The sequence below is a fragment of the Pseudomonas vranovensis genome (assembly GCF_040438935.1).
In the GTDB taxonomy this organism is placed as follows: domain Bacteria; phylum Pseudomonadota; class Gammaproteobacteria; order Pseudomonadales; family Pseudomonadaceae; genus Aquipseudomonas; species Aquipseudomonas vranovensis.
In genome coordinates this window covers 824,336-839,512 of sequence record NZ_CP159259.1, presented here as the reverse complement: position 1 = coordinate 839,512, position 15,177 = coordinate 824,336, and the positions used below count along the sequence as shown (strand labels likewise).

12 protein-coding genes, 4 tRNA genes and 1 pseudogene are annotated in these 15,177 nt (G+C 61.1%); 2 read left to right on the top strand and 15 right to left on the bottom strand.

The features are described from left to right. Positions 1-70: 70 nt before the first annotated feature. The 6 genes from ABVN19_RS03970 to leuC form a co-directional block, all read right to left on the bottom strand. Positions 71-1,081: an aspartate-semialdehyde dehydrogenase gene (locus tag ABVN19_RS03970; RefSeq protein ID WP_028945820.1), complete on the bottom strand. Its 1,011-nt coding sequence runs from the start codon at positions 1,079-1,081 to the stop codon at positions 71-73. 124 nt (positions 1,082-1,205) lie between these two features. Further along, on the bottom strand, positions 1,206-2,318 hold the full coding sequence (asd, locus tag ABVN19_RS03965) for an aspartate-semialdehyde dehydrogenase (RefSeq protein WP_010223256.1): 1,113 nt from the start codon (positions 2,316-2,318) through the stop codon (positions 1,206-1,208). A 68-nt stretch (positions 2,319-2,386) separates the two neighbouring features. Then, positions 2,387-3,469 (bottom strand): 3-isopropylmalate dehydrogenase, encoded by a 1,083-nt coding sequence (gene leuB, locus ABVN19_RS03960; protein ID WP_028945819.1) that lies wholly within the window; start codon positions 3,467-3,469, stop codon positions 2,387-2,389. Positions 3,470-3,524: 55 nt separating this feature from the next. Further along, positions 3,525-4,289, bottom strand: a complete 765-nt coding sequence (locus ABVN19_RS03955; RefSeq protein ID WP_028945818.1) for a class I SAM-dependent methyltransferase — start codon at positions 4,287-4,289, stop codon at positions 3,525-3,527. Between the two features lie 84 nt (positions 4,290-4,373). Continuing rightward, positions 4,374-5,018, bottom strand: a complete 645-nt coding sequence (leuD, locus tag ABVN19_RS03950; protein ID WP_028945817.1) for a 3-isopropylmalate dehydratase small subunit — start codon at positions 5,016-5,018, stop codon at positions 4,374-4,376. Continuing rightward, positions 5,015-6,448 (bottom strand): 3-isopropylmalate dehydratase large subunit, encoded by a 1,434-nt coding sequence (gene leuC / locus ABVN19_RS03945; RefSeq protein WP_028945816.1) that lies wholly within the window; start codon positions 6,446-6,448, stop codon positions 5,015-5,017. The genes leuD and leuC overlap by 4 nt, the downstream gene beginning before the upstream one ends. A gap of 132 nt (positions 6,449-6,580) precedes the next feature. On the opposite strand from leuC, the gene ABVN19_RS03940 reads away from it, so the two are divergent. Continuing rightward, complete coding sequence (locus ABVN19_RS03940; protein WP_028945815.1) at positions 6,581-7,459, top strand: LysR family transcriptional regulator; 879 nt, start codon at positions 6,581-6,583, stop codon at positions 7,457-7,459. A gap of 67 nt (positions 7,460-7,526) precedes the next feature. Then, positions 7,527-10,820 (top strand): PAS domain S-box protein, encoded by a 3,294-nt coding sequence (locus ABVN19_RS03935; RefSeq protein ID WP_028945814.1) that lies wholly within the window; start codon positions 7,527-7,529, stop codon positions 10,818-10,820. A 105-nt stretch (positions 10,821-10,925) separates the two neighbouring features. Here the strand turns inward: ABVN19_RS03935 and ABVN19_RS03930 are convergent, their stop codons facing one another. The 9 genes and pseudogenes from ABVN19_RS03930 to ABVN19_RS03890 all read right to left on the bottom strand — a co-directional run bounded on the left by ABVN19_RS03930 (position 10,926) and on the right by ABVN19_RS03890 (position 15,039). Continuing rightward, the gene (locus tag ABVN19_RS03930) at positions 10,926-11,372 is read right to left on the bottom strand and encodes an Hsp20 family protein (protein ID WP_028945813.1); all 447 of its coding nucleotides are present in this window, start codon (positions 11,370-11,372) and stop codon (positions 10,926-10,928) included. 114 nt (positions 11,373-11,486) lie between these two features. After that, positions 11,487-12,446 carry a tRNA-dihydrouridine synthase gene (locus ABVN19_RS03925; RefSeq protein WP_105642818.1) on the bottom strand — a complete coding sequence of 320 codons (960 nt, stop codon included), beginning with the start codon at positions 12,444-12,446 and terminating at the stop codon, positions 11,487-11,489. 49 nt (positions 12,447-12,495) lie between these two features. Then, positions 12,496-12,937: pseudogene (locus tag ABVN19_RS03920) on the bottom strand (thioesterase family protein). A 44-nt stretch (positions 12,938-12,981) separates the two neighbouring features. After that, positions 12,982-13,815, bottom strand: coding sequence for an alpha/beta fold hydrolase (locus tag ABVN19_RS03915; RefSeq protein WP_028945810.1), 834 nt, complete (start codon positions 13,813-13,815; stop codon positions 12,982-12,984). A gap of 27 nt (positions 13,816-13,842) precedes the next feature. After that, the gene (locus ABVN19_RS03910) at positions 13,843-14,382 is read right to left on the bottom strand and encodes a TetR/AcrR family transcriptional regulator (protein WP_028945809.1); all 540 of its coding nucleotides are present in this window, start codon (positions 14,380-14,382) and stop codon (positions 13,843-13,845) included. A gap of 177 nt (positions 14,383-14,559) precedes the next feature. Then, positions 14,560-14,635: transfer RNA gene (locus ABVN19_RS03905), tRNA-Glu, on the bottom strand. Between the two features lie 44 nt (positions 14,636-14,679). Continuing rightward, positions 14,680-14,755: transfer RNA gene (locus ABVN19_RS03900), tRNA-Ala, on the bottom strand. Between the two features lie 53 nt (positions 14,756-14,808). Next, a tRNA-Glu gene (locus ABVN19_RS03895) sits at positions 14,809-14,884 on the bottom strand. Positions 14,885-14,963: 79 nt separating this feature from the next. Beyond that, positions 14,964-15,039, bottom strand: a tRNA-Ala gene (locus ABVN19_RS03890). Positions 15,040-15,177: the final 138 nt, after the last annotated feature.

Below are 15,177 nucleotides of genomic sequence, written 5' to 3'. Positions count from 1 at the left end.
ACCTCTTCCTTTGATAGAACCGTCCCCGGCAACCGAGAATTATCGGGTAAAAATTATCGGCAAGTATCTTTTACACAATGTGTTTTATCAACAATTGCGCCAGCTGCACGGCGTTCAGCGCCGCACCTTTGCGCACGTTGTCAGTGGTCAGCCATAGATTCAGCTGCTCGACCTCGTCGATCCCACCGCGTACTCGTCCAACATAGACCACGTCCTGGCCGACTGCGTCACCCACCGGCGTCGGGTAATCACCCTCCTCCACCAGCTCGATGCTGTCGGCCGCCTCCAGCGCAGCATTGACCGCAATCAGGTCGACCGGTTCACGGCTCTGCACGGTCACACTGTAGCTATCGCCGAAAAACACCGGGACTTGAATGCATGTCACGGAAATCTTCAGGGCCGGTAGTTCAAGCACCTCACGCAGTTCATCGACCAGGCGACGCTCCAGCGCGCCATGTCCCTGATCATCGCTGGCACCGACCTGGGCCAACACGTTGAATGCCATCTGGCGGTCGAAAAAGCGTGGCTCCAGCGGTCGGGCATTGAGCAGCTCGGCCGTCTGGCGGGCCAGTTCATTTACCGCCTCACGCCCCTGGGCAGAGACCGCCAGACAGGCCGTCACCTGAACCCGCTCGATATCGAGCAACCCCTTGAGGGGCGCCAGCGCAACAGCAAGCGCTACCGCTCCGGCGCTCGGGCTGCTGACCTGAACCGGTTGCGGCAGGTTTTCGAGACGCTCAGCGTTGGCTTCGGGCACCACGGCTGGTGCCTGGCCGGCGGGCAAGCCTCCGGACAGATCGATCACCATGCAGCCTGCTGCCTGGGCCCGAGGGGCAAAGCTGCGGGTTACGGCTGGCCCTGCTGCGAAGAACGCGAGCTTCACTTTGCTGAAGTCGAAACTGTCGACCTCGCGTACCCGCAGGCTTTTACTGCGAAACATCACGCCACTGCCTGCCGATTCGTTGCTGGCCAGCAGGTGCAGGGTTCCCACGGCAACATCCTGCTCTTCGAGAATCTGCACAAGGGTTTCACCGACTGTACCGGTGGCACCGATGACGGCGATATCAATAGGCTGGCTCATGGAAAAATCCTCTGCTGGAACGGCGGGAGCGGCACTTTACTTGGATTTGTGGCCGTGGAATACCTGCAATGAAAAAGCCCGTGCTGTTGGCAGCACGGGCTTCGGGTTCATCTCGCTGCCGCGATCAACGCTCCAGCAGGATCCGCAGCATGCGACGCAGCGGCTCGGCAGCGCCCCACAGCAGTTGGTCGCCGACGGTGAAGGCGCCCAGGTACTGCGACCCCATGTTCAGCTTGCGCAGACGACCCACCGGGATGTTAAGGGTACCGGTGACGTTGGTCGGGCTCAGCTCCTGCATGCTGATTTCACGCTGGTTCGGCACCAGTTTCACCCAAGGGTTGTGCTGGCTGATCATGCCTTCGATGTCGGCGATCGGGACATCCTTGTTCAGCTTGATGGTCAGCGCCTGGCTGTGGCAGCGCATGGCGCCAATCCGCACGCAGATACCATCGACCGGGATCGGGCTCTTGAAGCGGCCGAGGATCTTGTTGGTCTCGGCCTGGGCCTTCCACTCTTCGCGGCTCTGGCCGTTCGGCAGCTCCTTGTCGATCCATGGGATCAGGCTGCCGGCCAGCGGAACGCCGAAGTTCTCGGTCGGGTAGGCCTCACTGCGCATGGCCTCGGCCACCTTGCGGTCGATGTCGAGGATGGCGCTGGCCGGGTTGGCCAGGTCATCGGCCACGGCCGCATGGGTAGCGCCCATCTGGCGGATCAGCTCTCGCATGTTCTGCGCACCGGCACCGGAGGCCGCCTGGTAGGTCATGGCACTCATCCACTCGACCAGGCCGGCCTCGAACAGGCCGCCCAGGCCCATCAGCATCAGGCTGACGGTGCAGTTGCCACCGATGTAGTTCTTGGTACCGGCATCGAGCTGCTGGTCGATCACCTTGCGGTTGACCGGGTCCAGGACGATGACCGCGTCATCCTGCATGCGCAGGCTGGAAGCGGCGTCGATCCAGTAGCCCTGCCAGCCGGCTTCGCGCAGTTTGGGGAAAACCTCATTGGTGTAGTCGCCGCCCTGGCAGGTCAGGATCACATCAAGGGTCTTGAGCTCTTCAATGCTGTAAGCGTCCTTGAGCGGAGCAATATCCTTGCCCACAGCCGGACCCTGGCCACCCACGTTGGAGGTGGTGAAGAACACCGGCTCGATGAGATCAAAATCCTGCTCTTCCAGCATCCGCTGCATGAGCACGGAACCGACCATACCGCGCCAACCGATCAGACCTACACGTTTCATCGCAACTACACCTTTGCTAAAAAGTGGGCCGCTGCTTCACAAGGAAAAACAGCAGCGGGCCCGAGAGATTACAGATTCCGCAGCGCTGCGACTACTGCGTCGCCCATTTCCTGCGTACCCACTTTGCTGCAGCCGGTCGACCAGATGTCGCCCGTGCGCAGCCCCTGATCCAGCACCTGGCTGACAGCCTGTTCGATCGCTTCGGCAGCCGCCTGCTGATTGAAGCTGTAACGCAGCATCATCGAGACCGACAAAATGGTTGCCAGCGGGTTAGCGATGCCTTGGCCGGCGATGTCTGGGGCCGAACCGTGGCAAGGCTCGTACATGCCCTTGTTGTTGGCATCCAGCGAAGCTGACGGCAGCATGCCAATGGAGCCGGTGAGCATGGAAGCCTCATCCGACAGGATGTCACCGAACATGTTGTCGGTGACCATTACGTCGAACTGCTTGGGCGCACGCACCAGTTGCATGGCAGCGTTGTCGACGTACATGTGCGACAACTCCACATCCGGGTAGTCCTTGGCCACCTCCTCGACGATTTCGCGCCACAGCTGGCTGGACGCCAGGACGTTGGCCTTGTCTACCGAGCACAGCTTCTTGCCGCGCACACGGGCCATGTCGAAGCCGACGCGGGCGATACGGCGGATTTCGCTCTCGCTGTAAGGCAGGGTGTCGTAGGACTGGCGCTCGCCGCCTTCCAGCTCGCGGGTGCCACGCGGAGCACCGAAGTAGATACCGCCGGTCAGCTCACGGACAATGAGGATATCCAGGCCAGAAACGATTTCCGGCTTGAGCGAGGAAGCATCGGCCAACTGTGGATAAAGAATCGCCGGACGCAGGTTGGCGAACAGGCCCAGCTGCGAACGGATTTTCAGCAGGCCGCGCTCAGGACGGATGTCGCGCTCGATCTTGTCCCATTTCGGACCACCCACGGCGCCCAGCAGTACGGCGTCGGCCTGGCGCGCACGCTCCAGGGTTTCATCAGCCAGCGGCACGCCGTGCTTGTCGATGGCAGCGCCACCGATCACGTCGTGGGAAAGGCTGAAGCCAAGCTGGAACTTGTCGTTGGCCAGTTCCAGCACCTTGACCGCCTCGGCCATGATTTCCGGACCAATGCCATCACCTGGGAGAATCAGAATCTGTTTGCTCATGGGTTCCTCTTGTTCGACTCAAGCGACACGCCGCACTGGCCTGCCGGAAAATTAATCAGCACTCGGCCCAGAGCACCAGAACATCGGTGCTGAAGGAGCCGTCGGCTTCAATCTGGTAATACTGCCGTACTTCTTCGCCCATCGCCTGCTGCAAATGGCGTATGGCGCCGCGCATCACGTCCGGGGTACGCATACGCTCGACCCAGGAACTGAACTCCAGGCGCAAGCGCTGGCGCGTGTGACTGCGGGTGTACAGGCCCGCCTCGCTGACCTGTTGCAACCATTGGGCTGCCGAATAATCGCGCACATGGCTGGTGTCACGCATCACCTCGACGCTCTGCAAATACGTGTCGAGCAACGGACTGCCAGGCGACATCACATCAATGAACGCCGCCACCCCACCCGGCTTGAGTACCCGGCGCACTTCGCGCAGGGCCAGGCCCAGGTCGCTCCAGTGGTGTGCCGAGTAGCGGCTGAAGACAAAGTCGAAGGATGCATCGGCGAATGGCAAGCGTTCGGCGGCACCGCATTCGGTGGTGATATTGGCAAAGTTGCGCTCGGCGGCGGCAGCGGCAACCACGTCGAGCATCTGCTGCGACAAGTCATAGGCCACTACGTCGCGCACCAGCGGTGCAATGTGGAAGCTGACATGCCCGGCACCACAGCCAAGGTCCAGCACACGCGCCTGGCCTTGCCCGACAAGTTCAGCCTGCAGCAAGGCGAACTCACTGCCCTGGGCGTGAACGGCACTGCTCAAGTAGGCACTGGCTTGCTCGCCGAACTGGCGCTGGACGACTTCCGTATGGGTGGTGCTGGTCATTGGGGGCTCCGGGTACTTATCGCGGGGCAAGCCCGCTCCTACAGGGTTTGTGGGAGCGGGTCTGCCCCGCGATCACATCAACGATCAAGCATCACGAAACAACCAGGGCTGGCTGGCCCGGTGCTTGGCTTCGAAAGTGGCAATGGCATCGCTGTCCTGCAAGGTCAGGCCGATGTCGTCCAGGCCGTTGAGCAGGCAGTGCTTGCGAAACGCATCGATCTCGAAGCTCAGTACCTTGCCGTCTGGACGGGTCACGGTCTGCTCTTGCAGGTCGATGGTCAGCTGGTAGCCAGGATCGGCCTCGACTTGCTTGAACAACTCATCCACTTCCTCATCGCTGAGGATGATCGGCAACAAGCCGTTCTTGAAGCTGTTGTTGAAGAAGATATCGGCATAGCTCGGCGCAATGATGCTGCGAAAGCCGTACTCCTCAAGGGCCCAGGGCGCGTGCTCGCGGCTGGAGCCACAACCGAAGTTCTCACGGGCGAGCAATACGCTGGCGCCCTGGTAACGATCGTGATTCAAGACGAAGTCCGGGTTTTTCGGACGCTTGCTGTTGTCCTGATACGGCTGACCCACATCCAGGTAGCGCCACTCGTCGAACAGGTTGGGGCCAAAGCCGGTGCGCTTGATCGACTTCAAGAATTGCTTGGGAATGATCTGGTCGGTGTCGACGTTGGCGCGATCCAATGGCGCGACGAGGCCGGTGTGCTGGGTAAAGGCTTTCATGCTGCGCTCCCTTGGATCAACTCACGTACATCGACAAAGCGACCGGTTACTGCGGCGGCGGCGGCCATGGCCGGGCTCACCAGGTGGGTACGACCGCCAGCACCCTGGCGACCTTCGAAGTTGCGGTTGGAGGTCGAGGCGCAATGCTCGCCGCTCTCCAGGCGGTCCGGGTTCATCGCCAGGCACATGGAGCAACCCGGTTCGCGCCACTCGAAACCGGCTTCGACGAAGATCTTGTCCAGGCCTTCTTTTTCCGCCTGGGCTTTCACCAGGCCCGAACCCGGCACCACGATGGCCTGCTTGATGGTCGAGGCAACCTTGCGACCCTTGGCGATCACGGCAGCGGCGCGCAGGTCTTCGATCCGCGAGTTGGTGCAGGAGCCGATGAACACCCGGTCGAGCTGGATGTCGGTAATCGCCTGGTTGGCGCTCAAGCCCATGTACTTCAAGGCCCGCTCGATGGAGCCGCGCTTGACCAGGTCGGCTTCGGCAGCCGGGTCCGGTACGCACTGGTCAACCGCCAGCACCATTTCCGGCGAGGTGCCCCAACTGACCTGCGGCTTGATCTGCGCAGCATCGAGTTCGACCACGGTGTCAAACACAGCGTCGGCGTCGGAAACCAGTTCTTTCCAGGCTTCCACCGCTTGCGCCCACTGCTCGCCTTTCGGCGCGTATGGACGACCCTTGACGTACTCCACGGTCTTCTCGTCGGTGGCCACCAGGCCTACCCGAGCACCGGCTTCGATGGACATGTTGCAGATGGTCATGCGGCCTTCGACGGACAGGTCGCGAATGGCGCTGCCGGCAAACTCGATGGCATGGCCGTTGCCGCCCGCCGTACCGATCTTGCCGATCACGGCCAGGACGATATCCTTGGCGGTGACGCCGAACGGCAACTGGCCTTCGACGCGCACCAGCATGTTCTTCATTTTCTTGGCCACCAGGCACTGGGTGGCGAGCACATGCTCGACCTCGGAGGTGCCGATGCCATGGGCCAGGGCACCGAAGGCGCCGTGGGTGGAGGTGTGCGAGTCGCCGCAGACCACAGTCATGCCCGGCAAGGTTGCACCCTGCTCCGGGCCGATGACGTGGACGATGCCCTGGCGCACGTCGTTCATCTTGAATTCGGTGATGCCGTACTCATCGCAGTTTTCGTCGAGGGTCTGGACCTGCAAGCGCGACACCTGGTCGACAATGGCCTCGATACCGCCTTTGCGCTCTGGCGTGGTCGGTACGTTGTGATCGGGCGTGGCGATGTTGGCATCGATGCGCCAGGGCTTGCGATTGGCCAGGCGCAGGCCTTCAAAGGCTTGCGGCGACGTCACTTCATGAATGATGTGACGGTCGATATAGATCAGCGCCGAACCATCGTCGCGCTGTTTGACCAAATGCGAATCCCAGAGCTTGTCGTAGAGCGTTTTGCCGGCCATCAGACTGTTCCTCATCAGCGTCTTTCTATGCCAATAACCCCTTGGCTTGTACGGACGATGCTATGCCGGTAGATTGAATAACTCAAATTCATAATTTTTATGCTTTGGATAACCAAAGGGAATACCTGCACCGTGGACCTCGCCAACCTCAATGCATTTATTGCCGTGGCTGAAACCGGCAGCTTTTCAGGGGCCGGCGAACGCCTGCACCTGACTCAACCTGCCATCAGCAAACGTATAGCCGGGCTTGAGCAACAGCTGGACCTGCGCCTGTTCGATCGCCTCGGGCGAGAGGTCAACCTCACTGAAGCCGGCCGCGCCCTGCTGCCACGTGCCTACCAGATCATCAACGTACTGGACGACACTCGCCGCGCCCTCACCAATCTCACCGGTGAAGTGGCAGGTCGCCTGACCCTCGCCACCAGCCACCACATCGGCTTGCACCGGTTACCCCCGGTTCTGCGGGCATTCACCCGCCAATACCCTGAGGTTGCACTGGATATACAGTTCCTGGATTCGGAGGCTGCCTACGACGAGATTCTCCATGGCCGCGCAGAAATTGCCGTGATCACCCTGGCACCCGAGCCGCACCCACTGGTCAGGGCGGTGCCGGTCTGGGACGACCTGCTGGACTTCGTCGCTGCCCCGGAACACCCGCTGGCACGCAATGGCTCAGTGAGCCTTGCCGATGTCGCCCACCACCCGGCGGTGTTTCCCGGTGGCAATACGTTTACCCATCACATTGTTCAGCGACTGTTCGAGGCCCAGGGCCTGACGCCGAACATTGCCATGAGCACCAACTACCTGGAAACCATCAAGATGATGGTTTCCATCGGCCTGGCGTGGAGTGTGCTGCCACGTACTATGCTCGATGAGCAGGTTGCGCCTATCGCTTTGCCGGGCATACAGCTGTCCCGCCAGCTAGGCTACATTCTGCACACCGAGCGAACGCTATCGAATGCCGCCAAAGCCTTCATGGCCCTGCTCGACAGCCATGCACGGCACCCCTGAGCCATTGAGGTAGAACCCAGTCAGTAGGACCCTCAAGGACGCGTCACCTGCCAAAGGTCTGGTACCGATGCCCAAATCAGCAAACCGCTTTCCGCGCCTGCCACGCATCCATGCGGCGGATCCCCAGGCGTCGGAGCAGACCTGGGAGAACGCCCCACAACTGTTGGCGGCGCTCAATGGCGCGCACCTGGGCGCCTGGTTCTGGGACATAGAAACCGGGCAAATCAGTTGGTCACGCGGCACCCAGGCCCTGTTCGGCTTCGACCCGGATCAACCCTTGCCCAATGACCTGGACTATCTCGAATTGCTGCCTGCCGAAGATCGCGCCCGCACCCTGCAGGCCTTTCATGCCGTTATCAACGGCGAGCCGGTGGAGCAAGCCCTGCGCCATCGTATCCGCTGGCCAGATGGCAGCCTGCACTGGCTGGAAATCAACGGCAGCCTGGCAAAGGACAAACTGGGTCGCCCGCAGATGATTGGCGTGATCCGCGAAATCACCCGCCAGCGAGACCGGGAAACCGCGCTGATCAATTCGGAGAAGCGCTTTGCCACGCTGTTTCACCTGAGTCCCAACGTGGTGCTGCTCACCCGCCGCTCCGACGGCCTGATCCACGAGGTCAACCAGCACTTCGAGCAGATCCTCGGCTGGCCTGGCCACCAGGTCATCAACAAGACCACCCTCGAGCTGGGCCTGTGGGCCAACCCGCAGCAGCGCAATGCCGTGCTTGAAGCCACCCGGGGCAACAGTGGCCCGGTGACAATGGAGGTGCAGTTCCGCGCCAGCAGCGGCAAGATCCACGACGGTATCCTCAGCACCCAGAACATCGAACTCGAAGGCACGGTCTACCTGCTCAGCACCTTTGTCGACACCAGCGAACGCAAACGCGCCGAACAAGCCCTCAAGGACAGCCAGGAACGCCTGGACCTGGCCCTGGACTCCGCCCAGCTGGGCACCTGGGACTGGCATATTCCCAGCGGCATGCTCTATGGCTCGGCCCGCGCTGCCGAGCTGCATGGCCTTGAGCCGGTCCCCTTCCATGAGTCCTTCGAGGCCTTCTTCGAGGGCGTGCCGGAACTTGAGCGCAGCACCATGCGCCAAGCCTACCGCAGCCTTCGCGAGGGCCCCGCCGGCAATTACCAGATCACCTACCATATCCAGCTGGAAAACGGCACTTCGCGCTACATAGAAAGCCGGGCCCGGCTGTATCGCGACGAACACGGCAAGCCCCTGCGCATGGCTGGCACCTTGCTGGACATCACCGACCAGGTCGAGCGCGAACAACGGCTGACCAGTTCGGAAGAAAAATTCGCCAGCCTGTTCCAGGCCAGCCCCGACCCGATCTGCGTCACCCGCCAGGACAGCGGCCGATTCATCGAGATCAATCCGGCGTTTACCCAGATTTTCGGCTGGGGCACTGACCAGGTCATCGGCCATACCGCCGAAGAAATCGGCTTGTGGGCAGAATCCGCCGAGCGCGCCCGACGCATCGAGCAAGTGATTCGCGACCAGGCTTTGAACAATGTCGCGGTGGTGGTCAACCACAAGGATGGCCAACCGCTGACCTGCGTGATTTCCAGCCGCCTGATCACGGTCGACAATCACCCTTGCAGCGTCACTACCCTGCGCGACATCACTCAGCAGCAACGGGCCGAGGCCGCGCTCAAGGCCAGCGAGGAGAAATTCGCCAAAGCGTTCCACTCGAGCCCAGACGCCATCACCATCACCGAACTCGAAAGCGGCCGCTACCTGGAAGTCAACGACGGCTTTTGTCGCCTGACCGGCTACAGTTCGGCCGAAGTCATCGGCCGCACCGTGTATGAAATCGGCATCTGGGCCGATGACAAGCAACGCACGGCCCTGATCAGCGAACTGCAGGACAGGGGCCGGGTACACCACCGGGAAATGCTCGGGCGCAACAAGCGTGGCGAGATACTGACGGTAGAAGTGTCGATCGAGCCGCTCGTGCTGAACGAAACGGAGTGCCTGTTGCTGACTGCCCGAGACGTCAGCCAATTGAAGAATGCCCAGGCGCAGATCCGCCACCTGGCCTACCACGACCCACTCACCAACCTGCCCAACCGCGCCTTGCTGATGGACCGCCTGAGCCAGCAGATCGCCTTGCTCAAGCGCCACAATCTGCGCGGTGCCCTATTGTTCCTCGACCTGGATCACTTCAAGCACATCAACGACTCCCTGGGCCATCCGGTGGGCGACACGGTTCTGAAGATCATTACCGCCCGCCTGGAAGCCAGCGTGCGCCTGGAAGACACCGTCGCGCGCCTGGGAGGTGATGAATTCGTGGTGCTGCTCAGCGGCTTGGAAGGCAGTCGCGACGAGGTCACGGAAAAGGTCCGGGAACTGGCCGATACCTTGCGCGAATTGCTGGCCGAACCAATGTCCCTGGATGGCCAGCGCCTGCAGGTCACCCCCAGCATCGGTGTGGCGCTGATTCCCGATCACGGCTCGACGCCGGCCGACCTGCTCAAGCGCGCCGACATCGCCCTGTACCGGGCCAAGGATTCCGGCCGCAACACCACCCAACTGTTCCATTCCACCATGCAAAAGGCCGCCAGCGAGCGTCTGCGCATGGAAAGCGACCTGCGCCTGGCCCTGGCCCGCGGTGAACTTGCCCTGCACTTCCAGCCACAGGTCGATGCCCGCGACAACCGCATTGTCGGCGCCGAAGTGCTGTTGCGCTGGCATCACCCGCAACTGGGCCAGCAGCCCCCGGCACAGTTCATCCAGGTACTGGAAGAAAGCGGCCTGATTCTCGAAGTGGGTAGCTGGATCCTGGAAGAAGCCTGCGATGCCTGTGCCGGCATGCTACGAGATCACCTGATCGACCCCGACGACTTCAGCCTGTGCGTGAACATCAGCCCCCGCCAGTTTCGCCAGAACGACTTTGTCGAACGTGTGCTGCGCAGCCTCGATGACTTCCGCCTGCCATACAAGATGCTCAAGCTGGAAATCACCGAAGGGATCGTGATCCAGAACCTGGAAGACACCATCAGCAAAATGCGTGAGCTCAAGCGTTACGGCGTGAGCTTTGCCATGGATGATTTTGGCACTGGATACTCATCGCTGACCTACCTCAAGCGACTGCCGGTGGATGCGCTGAAGATCGACCAGTCGTTTGTACGCGATGCGCCACTGGACCCCAACGATGCAGAGATTGTCCGGGCCATCGTGGCCATGGCCCAAAGCCTTGATCTGGCGGTGATTGCCGAGGGGGTGGAGCTGTCGGAGCAGTTGGAGTTCCTGGAGCGACTGGGGTGTTTCCTGTACCAGGGCTACCTGCACAGCAGGCCGTTGCCGCTGATCGAGTTTCGCCGCATGCTCCTCGAAACCCCGGCGCTGTAGCCGCTGCCGCGAGGCTGCGATGAGGGCGAAGCGCCCGCAAAAATGGCAGGGGGAAAGAACAAACAAAAAGGGCACCCGAAGGTGCCCTTTTCTACATCACCGCACTCAGTTCAGCGCAGGCTTGCTGTCCCCGTTGATCGGGATGCGCTTGGCCTTGGCCTCTTCAGGCACGATGCGCAGCAGGTCGATGCTGAGCAGGCCGTTGGCCAGACCCGCGGCTTTGACCTCGATATGGTCGGCCAGGCGGAAGGACAACTTGAATGCCCGTTGGGCAATACCCTGATGCAGGTAGGTGACGCTTTCACCGTTGTTGTCACGCTTGCCGCCAGTAACGGTCAAGACGCCTTTTTCCACTTGCAGCTCCAGGTCTTGTTCCTGGAAACCAGCTGCGGCAACAACAATTCGATAGTGGTCATCGCCATGTTTTTCAACGTTGTAGGGTGGGTAGCTGCTACCCGCCTCGTTACGTGCCGCGGATTCGAACAGGTCGTTGAAGCGGTCGAAGCCTACGGAATGACGGAACAGTGGAGCCAGAGAAAAAGCAGTAGTCATGGTGCATCTCCTGAGAATCAGCGAGGTTTTTAGTAACGCGACCCGACTTCGGCATCGCGTACTCCCTAGATAAGGACCCCCGCTTTTTTTTCAAGCGACCCTGCAAAAAAAATTTCAGGCTGCCTCGCTGACCGGCATACCAATCAATTGCCCGACGCGATCGCAGTCGGTTTCCCGGCGCAGCGCGGTGAACAGCTCGACAGCCTCCGGGTAAGTACGGGTCAGCATTGCTACCCATTGCTTCAAGCGCCCCGGCGCCTGCCTGGGGGTCAACTGCGCACACGCCTGGCCCCAGAAGTCGTGGATCAATGGCAACAGGCTCTGCCAGTCCATGGACACGAATTCGACACCATCACGTTCAGCGGCGATCTGTCGGGCAAGGTCCGGACGAGACACCAGGCCACGGCCGAGCATGATGTCTTCGACACCGCTGACCTCGCGGCAGCGTCGCCAGTCGTCAAGGGTCCAGACTTCACCGTTGGCGTAGACCGGCACCTTGACCACGTCCTGCACCCGGGCCACCCATTCCCAATGCGCAGGTGGCTTGTAGCCATCGACCTTGGTCCGCGCATGCACCACCAACTGTTCGGCGCCGCCTTCAGCCAGGGCCAGGGCGCAGTCCAGGGCGCCGTCCGGGCTGTCGAAGCCCAGGCGCATCTTGGCGGTTACCGGAATGTGTGCAGGTACCGCACGGCGCACTTCCCTCAGAATGGCATGGAGCAACTCTGGCTCCTTGAGCAGTACCGCACCCCCACGGGACTTGTTCACCGTCTTGGCCGGGCAGCCGAAGTTCAGGTCGACCACCGGTGCCCCCAACTCACACGCCAGGACGGCGTTCTCGGCGAGGCACACCGGGTCCGAACCCAGAAGCTGCACGCGCAAAGGCACTCCGGCCAGGGTCTGCGCACCATGACGCAGCTCCGGCGCCAGTTTGTCGAAGGTGGCTGCCGGCAGCAGCCGGTCGCAGACGCGAATGAACTCGGTGACGCACCAGTCGATACCACCCACTTGGGTCAGTACGTCACGAAGGATGTTGTCGACCAGCCCCTCCATCGGGGCCAGGGCAATTTGCATGGAATGCATCTCGGGTGAAAAATGCCGGCAGTCTAGCAAAATCCGCTGGCTACAGCGTCCCGGTCATCAGCGCCGGGCCGTAGCCGTCGATGAATTCGCTCGGCATGCGCTTGGGCCGCCCTGTGGATAACTCGATGCAGACGAAGGTTGTTTGCGCTCGCAACAAGGTGGTGCCATCGCTGGGTCGCACCAACTGGAAACGCCGAGACATTTTCAGGCGCTGGTCCCAGTCGACGATCCAGGTTGCCAGTTGCAACTCGTCGTCCTCATAGGCAGCGGCCAGGTAGTCGATTTCGTGGCGGACAACGGCCATGGCCCGGTCCAGCCAGGCGGTACTCGACCAGGTCCAGTCCCAGGCGCTGGGAGTGGCGCCAGGCGCAGCGCTCGAGCCAGGTGACATAGACCGCATTATTGGCGTGGCCGAGGCCGTCGATATCGTCGGCACCGACACGCAGGTCGATGGTGAACGGTGTTGCCAGATCCCAACTCATGCCCGCTCCAGGTCTGTGATGAACGGGCAGAGTGTAACGGATGCTCAGGCTGATTGCCGGGCTGGCACATCATGCCGTGCCAGCAAGGCCATGACGCCTTCAATCAAACGCGGGTCAGACAACACACGCTGGTGTCCACCTTCGGGCAGCAACATCAAGCGGCTGTCGAACCAGGCATCGTGAATTGCGCGAGCCTCGCTGGAAGGTACCAGGCTGTCGTCCTCGGCATGCGCGATCAACGCCGGAATCTCCAACTGGTAGCTGCTGACGTTCAGGCGCGAGACTTGAATCCCGACATCACGCTCGATCTGGCGAATAAAGGCCGCTCGCGCCCGTGCCGGCATGCCCAGGCGATGGGCAAAGCTACGCAATACGCCCATCAACTGCGCGGGGGCGGCAATACTGACCGCCCGCTCTGCACGCAACCCCCACTGCAGCGCGAGCATGACGCTGGCGCCACCCATGGAGTGGCCGATCACGGCTTTAAGTGGTGGCAACTCGGCGGCCGCCTCCAGTAGCGCCCGGGCAAACAACACGACGTTTGCCTGGTGGCCCGGCGAGTGACCATGAGCCGGCCCTTCCAGTGACACGGCGGTATAGCCCGACTGCACCAAGGTATCGATCAGGTGCGCAAACTGGGTGGGCCGCCCTTCCCAGCCGTGCATCAGCAGCACTGTAGGCCCCTTGCCCCAGCGCAGGGCCGACAGCCCGAAACGCAAGGTGATACGCTCTGCACGCGCCAACAACGGCAGTTCCCATTCACGCGCTGGCAAGTTGCGCGGTGTCATGAAGGCCCGACGCATTTTGCCCGCCACATGTTCCGGCGCCAGTCGTCCGAGGGTGCCGTTGACGCTACGAATCCAGGTCAAGGTGTTCATCGCTTCGCTCCGGTAGGTCTCGCAGTTTCAGACAACCGCCGACTTGGCGGCACGCAGAATACGATCAGACAGTTCGTCAGTGCCCAGGGCACGTGCCAAGGCCAAGCCACCGACCATCAAGGCCAGGTCTGCCAGGACTTTGTCGGCTTCTTCGGGACTGTCGGCGAGATTGGCCATCATCAATTCGATGTGCTCGGCCAGCACCTCACGAAAAGCATCTGGCAGGCGCGACATCTCGCCCAGGGAGTTGGGCAGCGGGCAGGCGCGCTCGGTCGCGTCCCGGTGCTTGCGCGACAGGTAGAAGGCAGCCACCAGGGCACGACGCTCTTCGCCGCTCATGTTCGGATCGACTTCGGCTAGCAGTGCCCGGCGCTCATTGAGCAACTGGCTGAAGGCTTCGAGCATCAGGGCATCCTTGCTGTCGAAGTGCGCATAGAAGCCACCCACCGTCAGCCCCGCCGCCCCCATGACCTCATTGACGCTGGGCTCGGCCGGGCCATGCTGGATCAATGCACTGCAGGCAGCTTCGAGTATCCGTTCGCGGGTTTTCGCTTTTTTGTCGTTCATGACTTGCCTCCAAATATTATGCCTAGAATATTATTCTCATAATATTTTTATGCAAGCGCCATCCCCTGCCATTTGTCGCGCAGGGAGTACAGAGAGGAGGGAAACTTTTTTCGAGGAAAAAACAAAAGGCTCATTCAATAATCGAATGAGCCTTGAAATCCCACAAAGTGGGTAAAATGGCGTCCCCTAGGGGACTCGAACCCCTGTTACCGCCGTGAAAGGGCGGTGTCCTAGGCCACTAGACGAAGGGGACTTGTAACCTTCGTACAGATCCGTTTACACGAATCCTGGCAAAATTGGTGGAGCTAAGCGGGATCGAACCGCTGACCTCCTGCATGCCATGCAGGCGCTCTCCCAGCTGAGCTATAGCCCCAGATTTCTAGCCTCGCGGCCCAGCGACCTCTTTCGATATCGCTTGTGTAAAACTGGCGTCCCCTAGGGGACTCGAACCCCTGTTACCGCCGTGAAAGGGCGGTGTCCTAGGCCACTAGACGAAGGGGACGAACCTTCTTACCTTAACAACCCGGCTGCTGTAACCCGGTTGACTTCGCAGTCAGTGTAGCCGACTGCGAATCGGAATTTGGTGGAGCTAAGCGGGATCGAACCGCTGACCTCCTGCATGCCATGCAGGCGCTCTCCCAGCTGAGCTATAGCCCCACTATGTCGCTTTGAACCGAATCGCTTGGCTGGGTGCTTCGCGTTTCGTTTTCGTTCATCGCTGTGGACGGGGCGCATATTAAGATCGGATTGCAGACCTGTCAAATATATTTTCAACAAAATCCAAAAAAAATTTCC

Coding starts and splice junctions, on each gene's coding strand:
- ABVN19_RS03970 (WP_028945820.1), bottom strand. CDS start 1,081: ATGAGCCAGCCTATTGATATCGCCGTCATCGGTGCCACCGGTACAGTC.
- asd (WP_010223256.1), bottom strand. CDS start 2,318: ATGAAACGTGTAGGTCTGATCGGTTGGCGCGGTATGGTCGGTTCCGTG.
- leuB (WP_028945819.1), bottom strand. CDS start 3,469: ATGAGCAAACAGATTCTGATTCTCCCAGGTGATGGCATTGGTCCGGAA.
- ABVN19_RS03955 (WP_028945818.1), bottom strand. CDS start 4,289: ATGACCAGCACCACCCATACGGAAGTCGTCCAGCGCCAGTTCGGCGAG.
- leuD (WP_028945817.1), bottom strand. CDS start 5,018: ATGAAAGCCTTTACCCAGCACACCGGCCTCGTCGCGCCATTGGATCGC.
- leuC (WP_028945816.1), bottom strand. CDS start 6,448: ATGGCCGGCAAAACGCTCTACGACAAGCTCTGGGATTCGCATTTGGTC.
- ABVN19_RS03935 (WP_028945814.1), top strand. CDS start 7,527: ATGCCCAAATCAGCAAACCGCTTTCCGCGCCTGCCACGCATCCATGCG.
- ABVN19_RS03930 (WP_028945813.1), bottom strand. CDS start 11,372: ATGACTACTGCTTTTTCTCTGGCTCCACTGTTCCGTCATTCCGTAGGC.
- ABVN19_RS03925 (WP_105642818.1), bottom strand. CDS start 12,446: ATGCAAATTGCCCTGGCCCCGATGGAGGGGCTGGTCGACAACATCCTT.
- ABVN19_RS03915 (WP_028945810.1), bottom strand. CDS start 13,815: ATGAACACCTTGACCTGGATTCGTAGCGTCAACGGCACCCTCGGACGA.
- ABVN19_RS03910 (WP_028945809.1), bottom strand. CDS start 14,382: ATGAACGACAAAAAAGCGAAAACCCGCGAACGGATACTCGAAGCTGCC.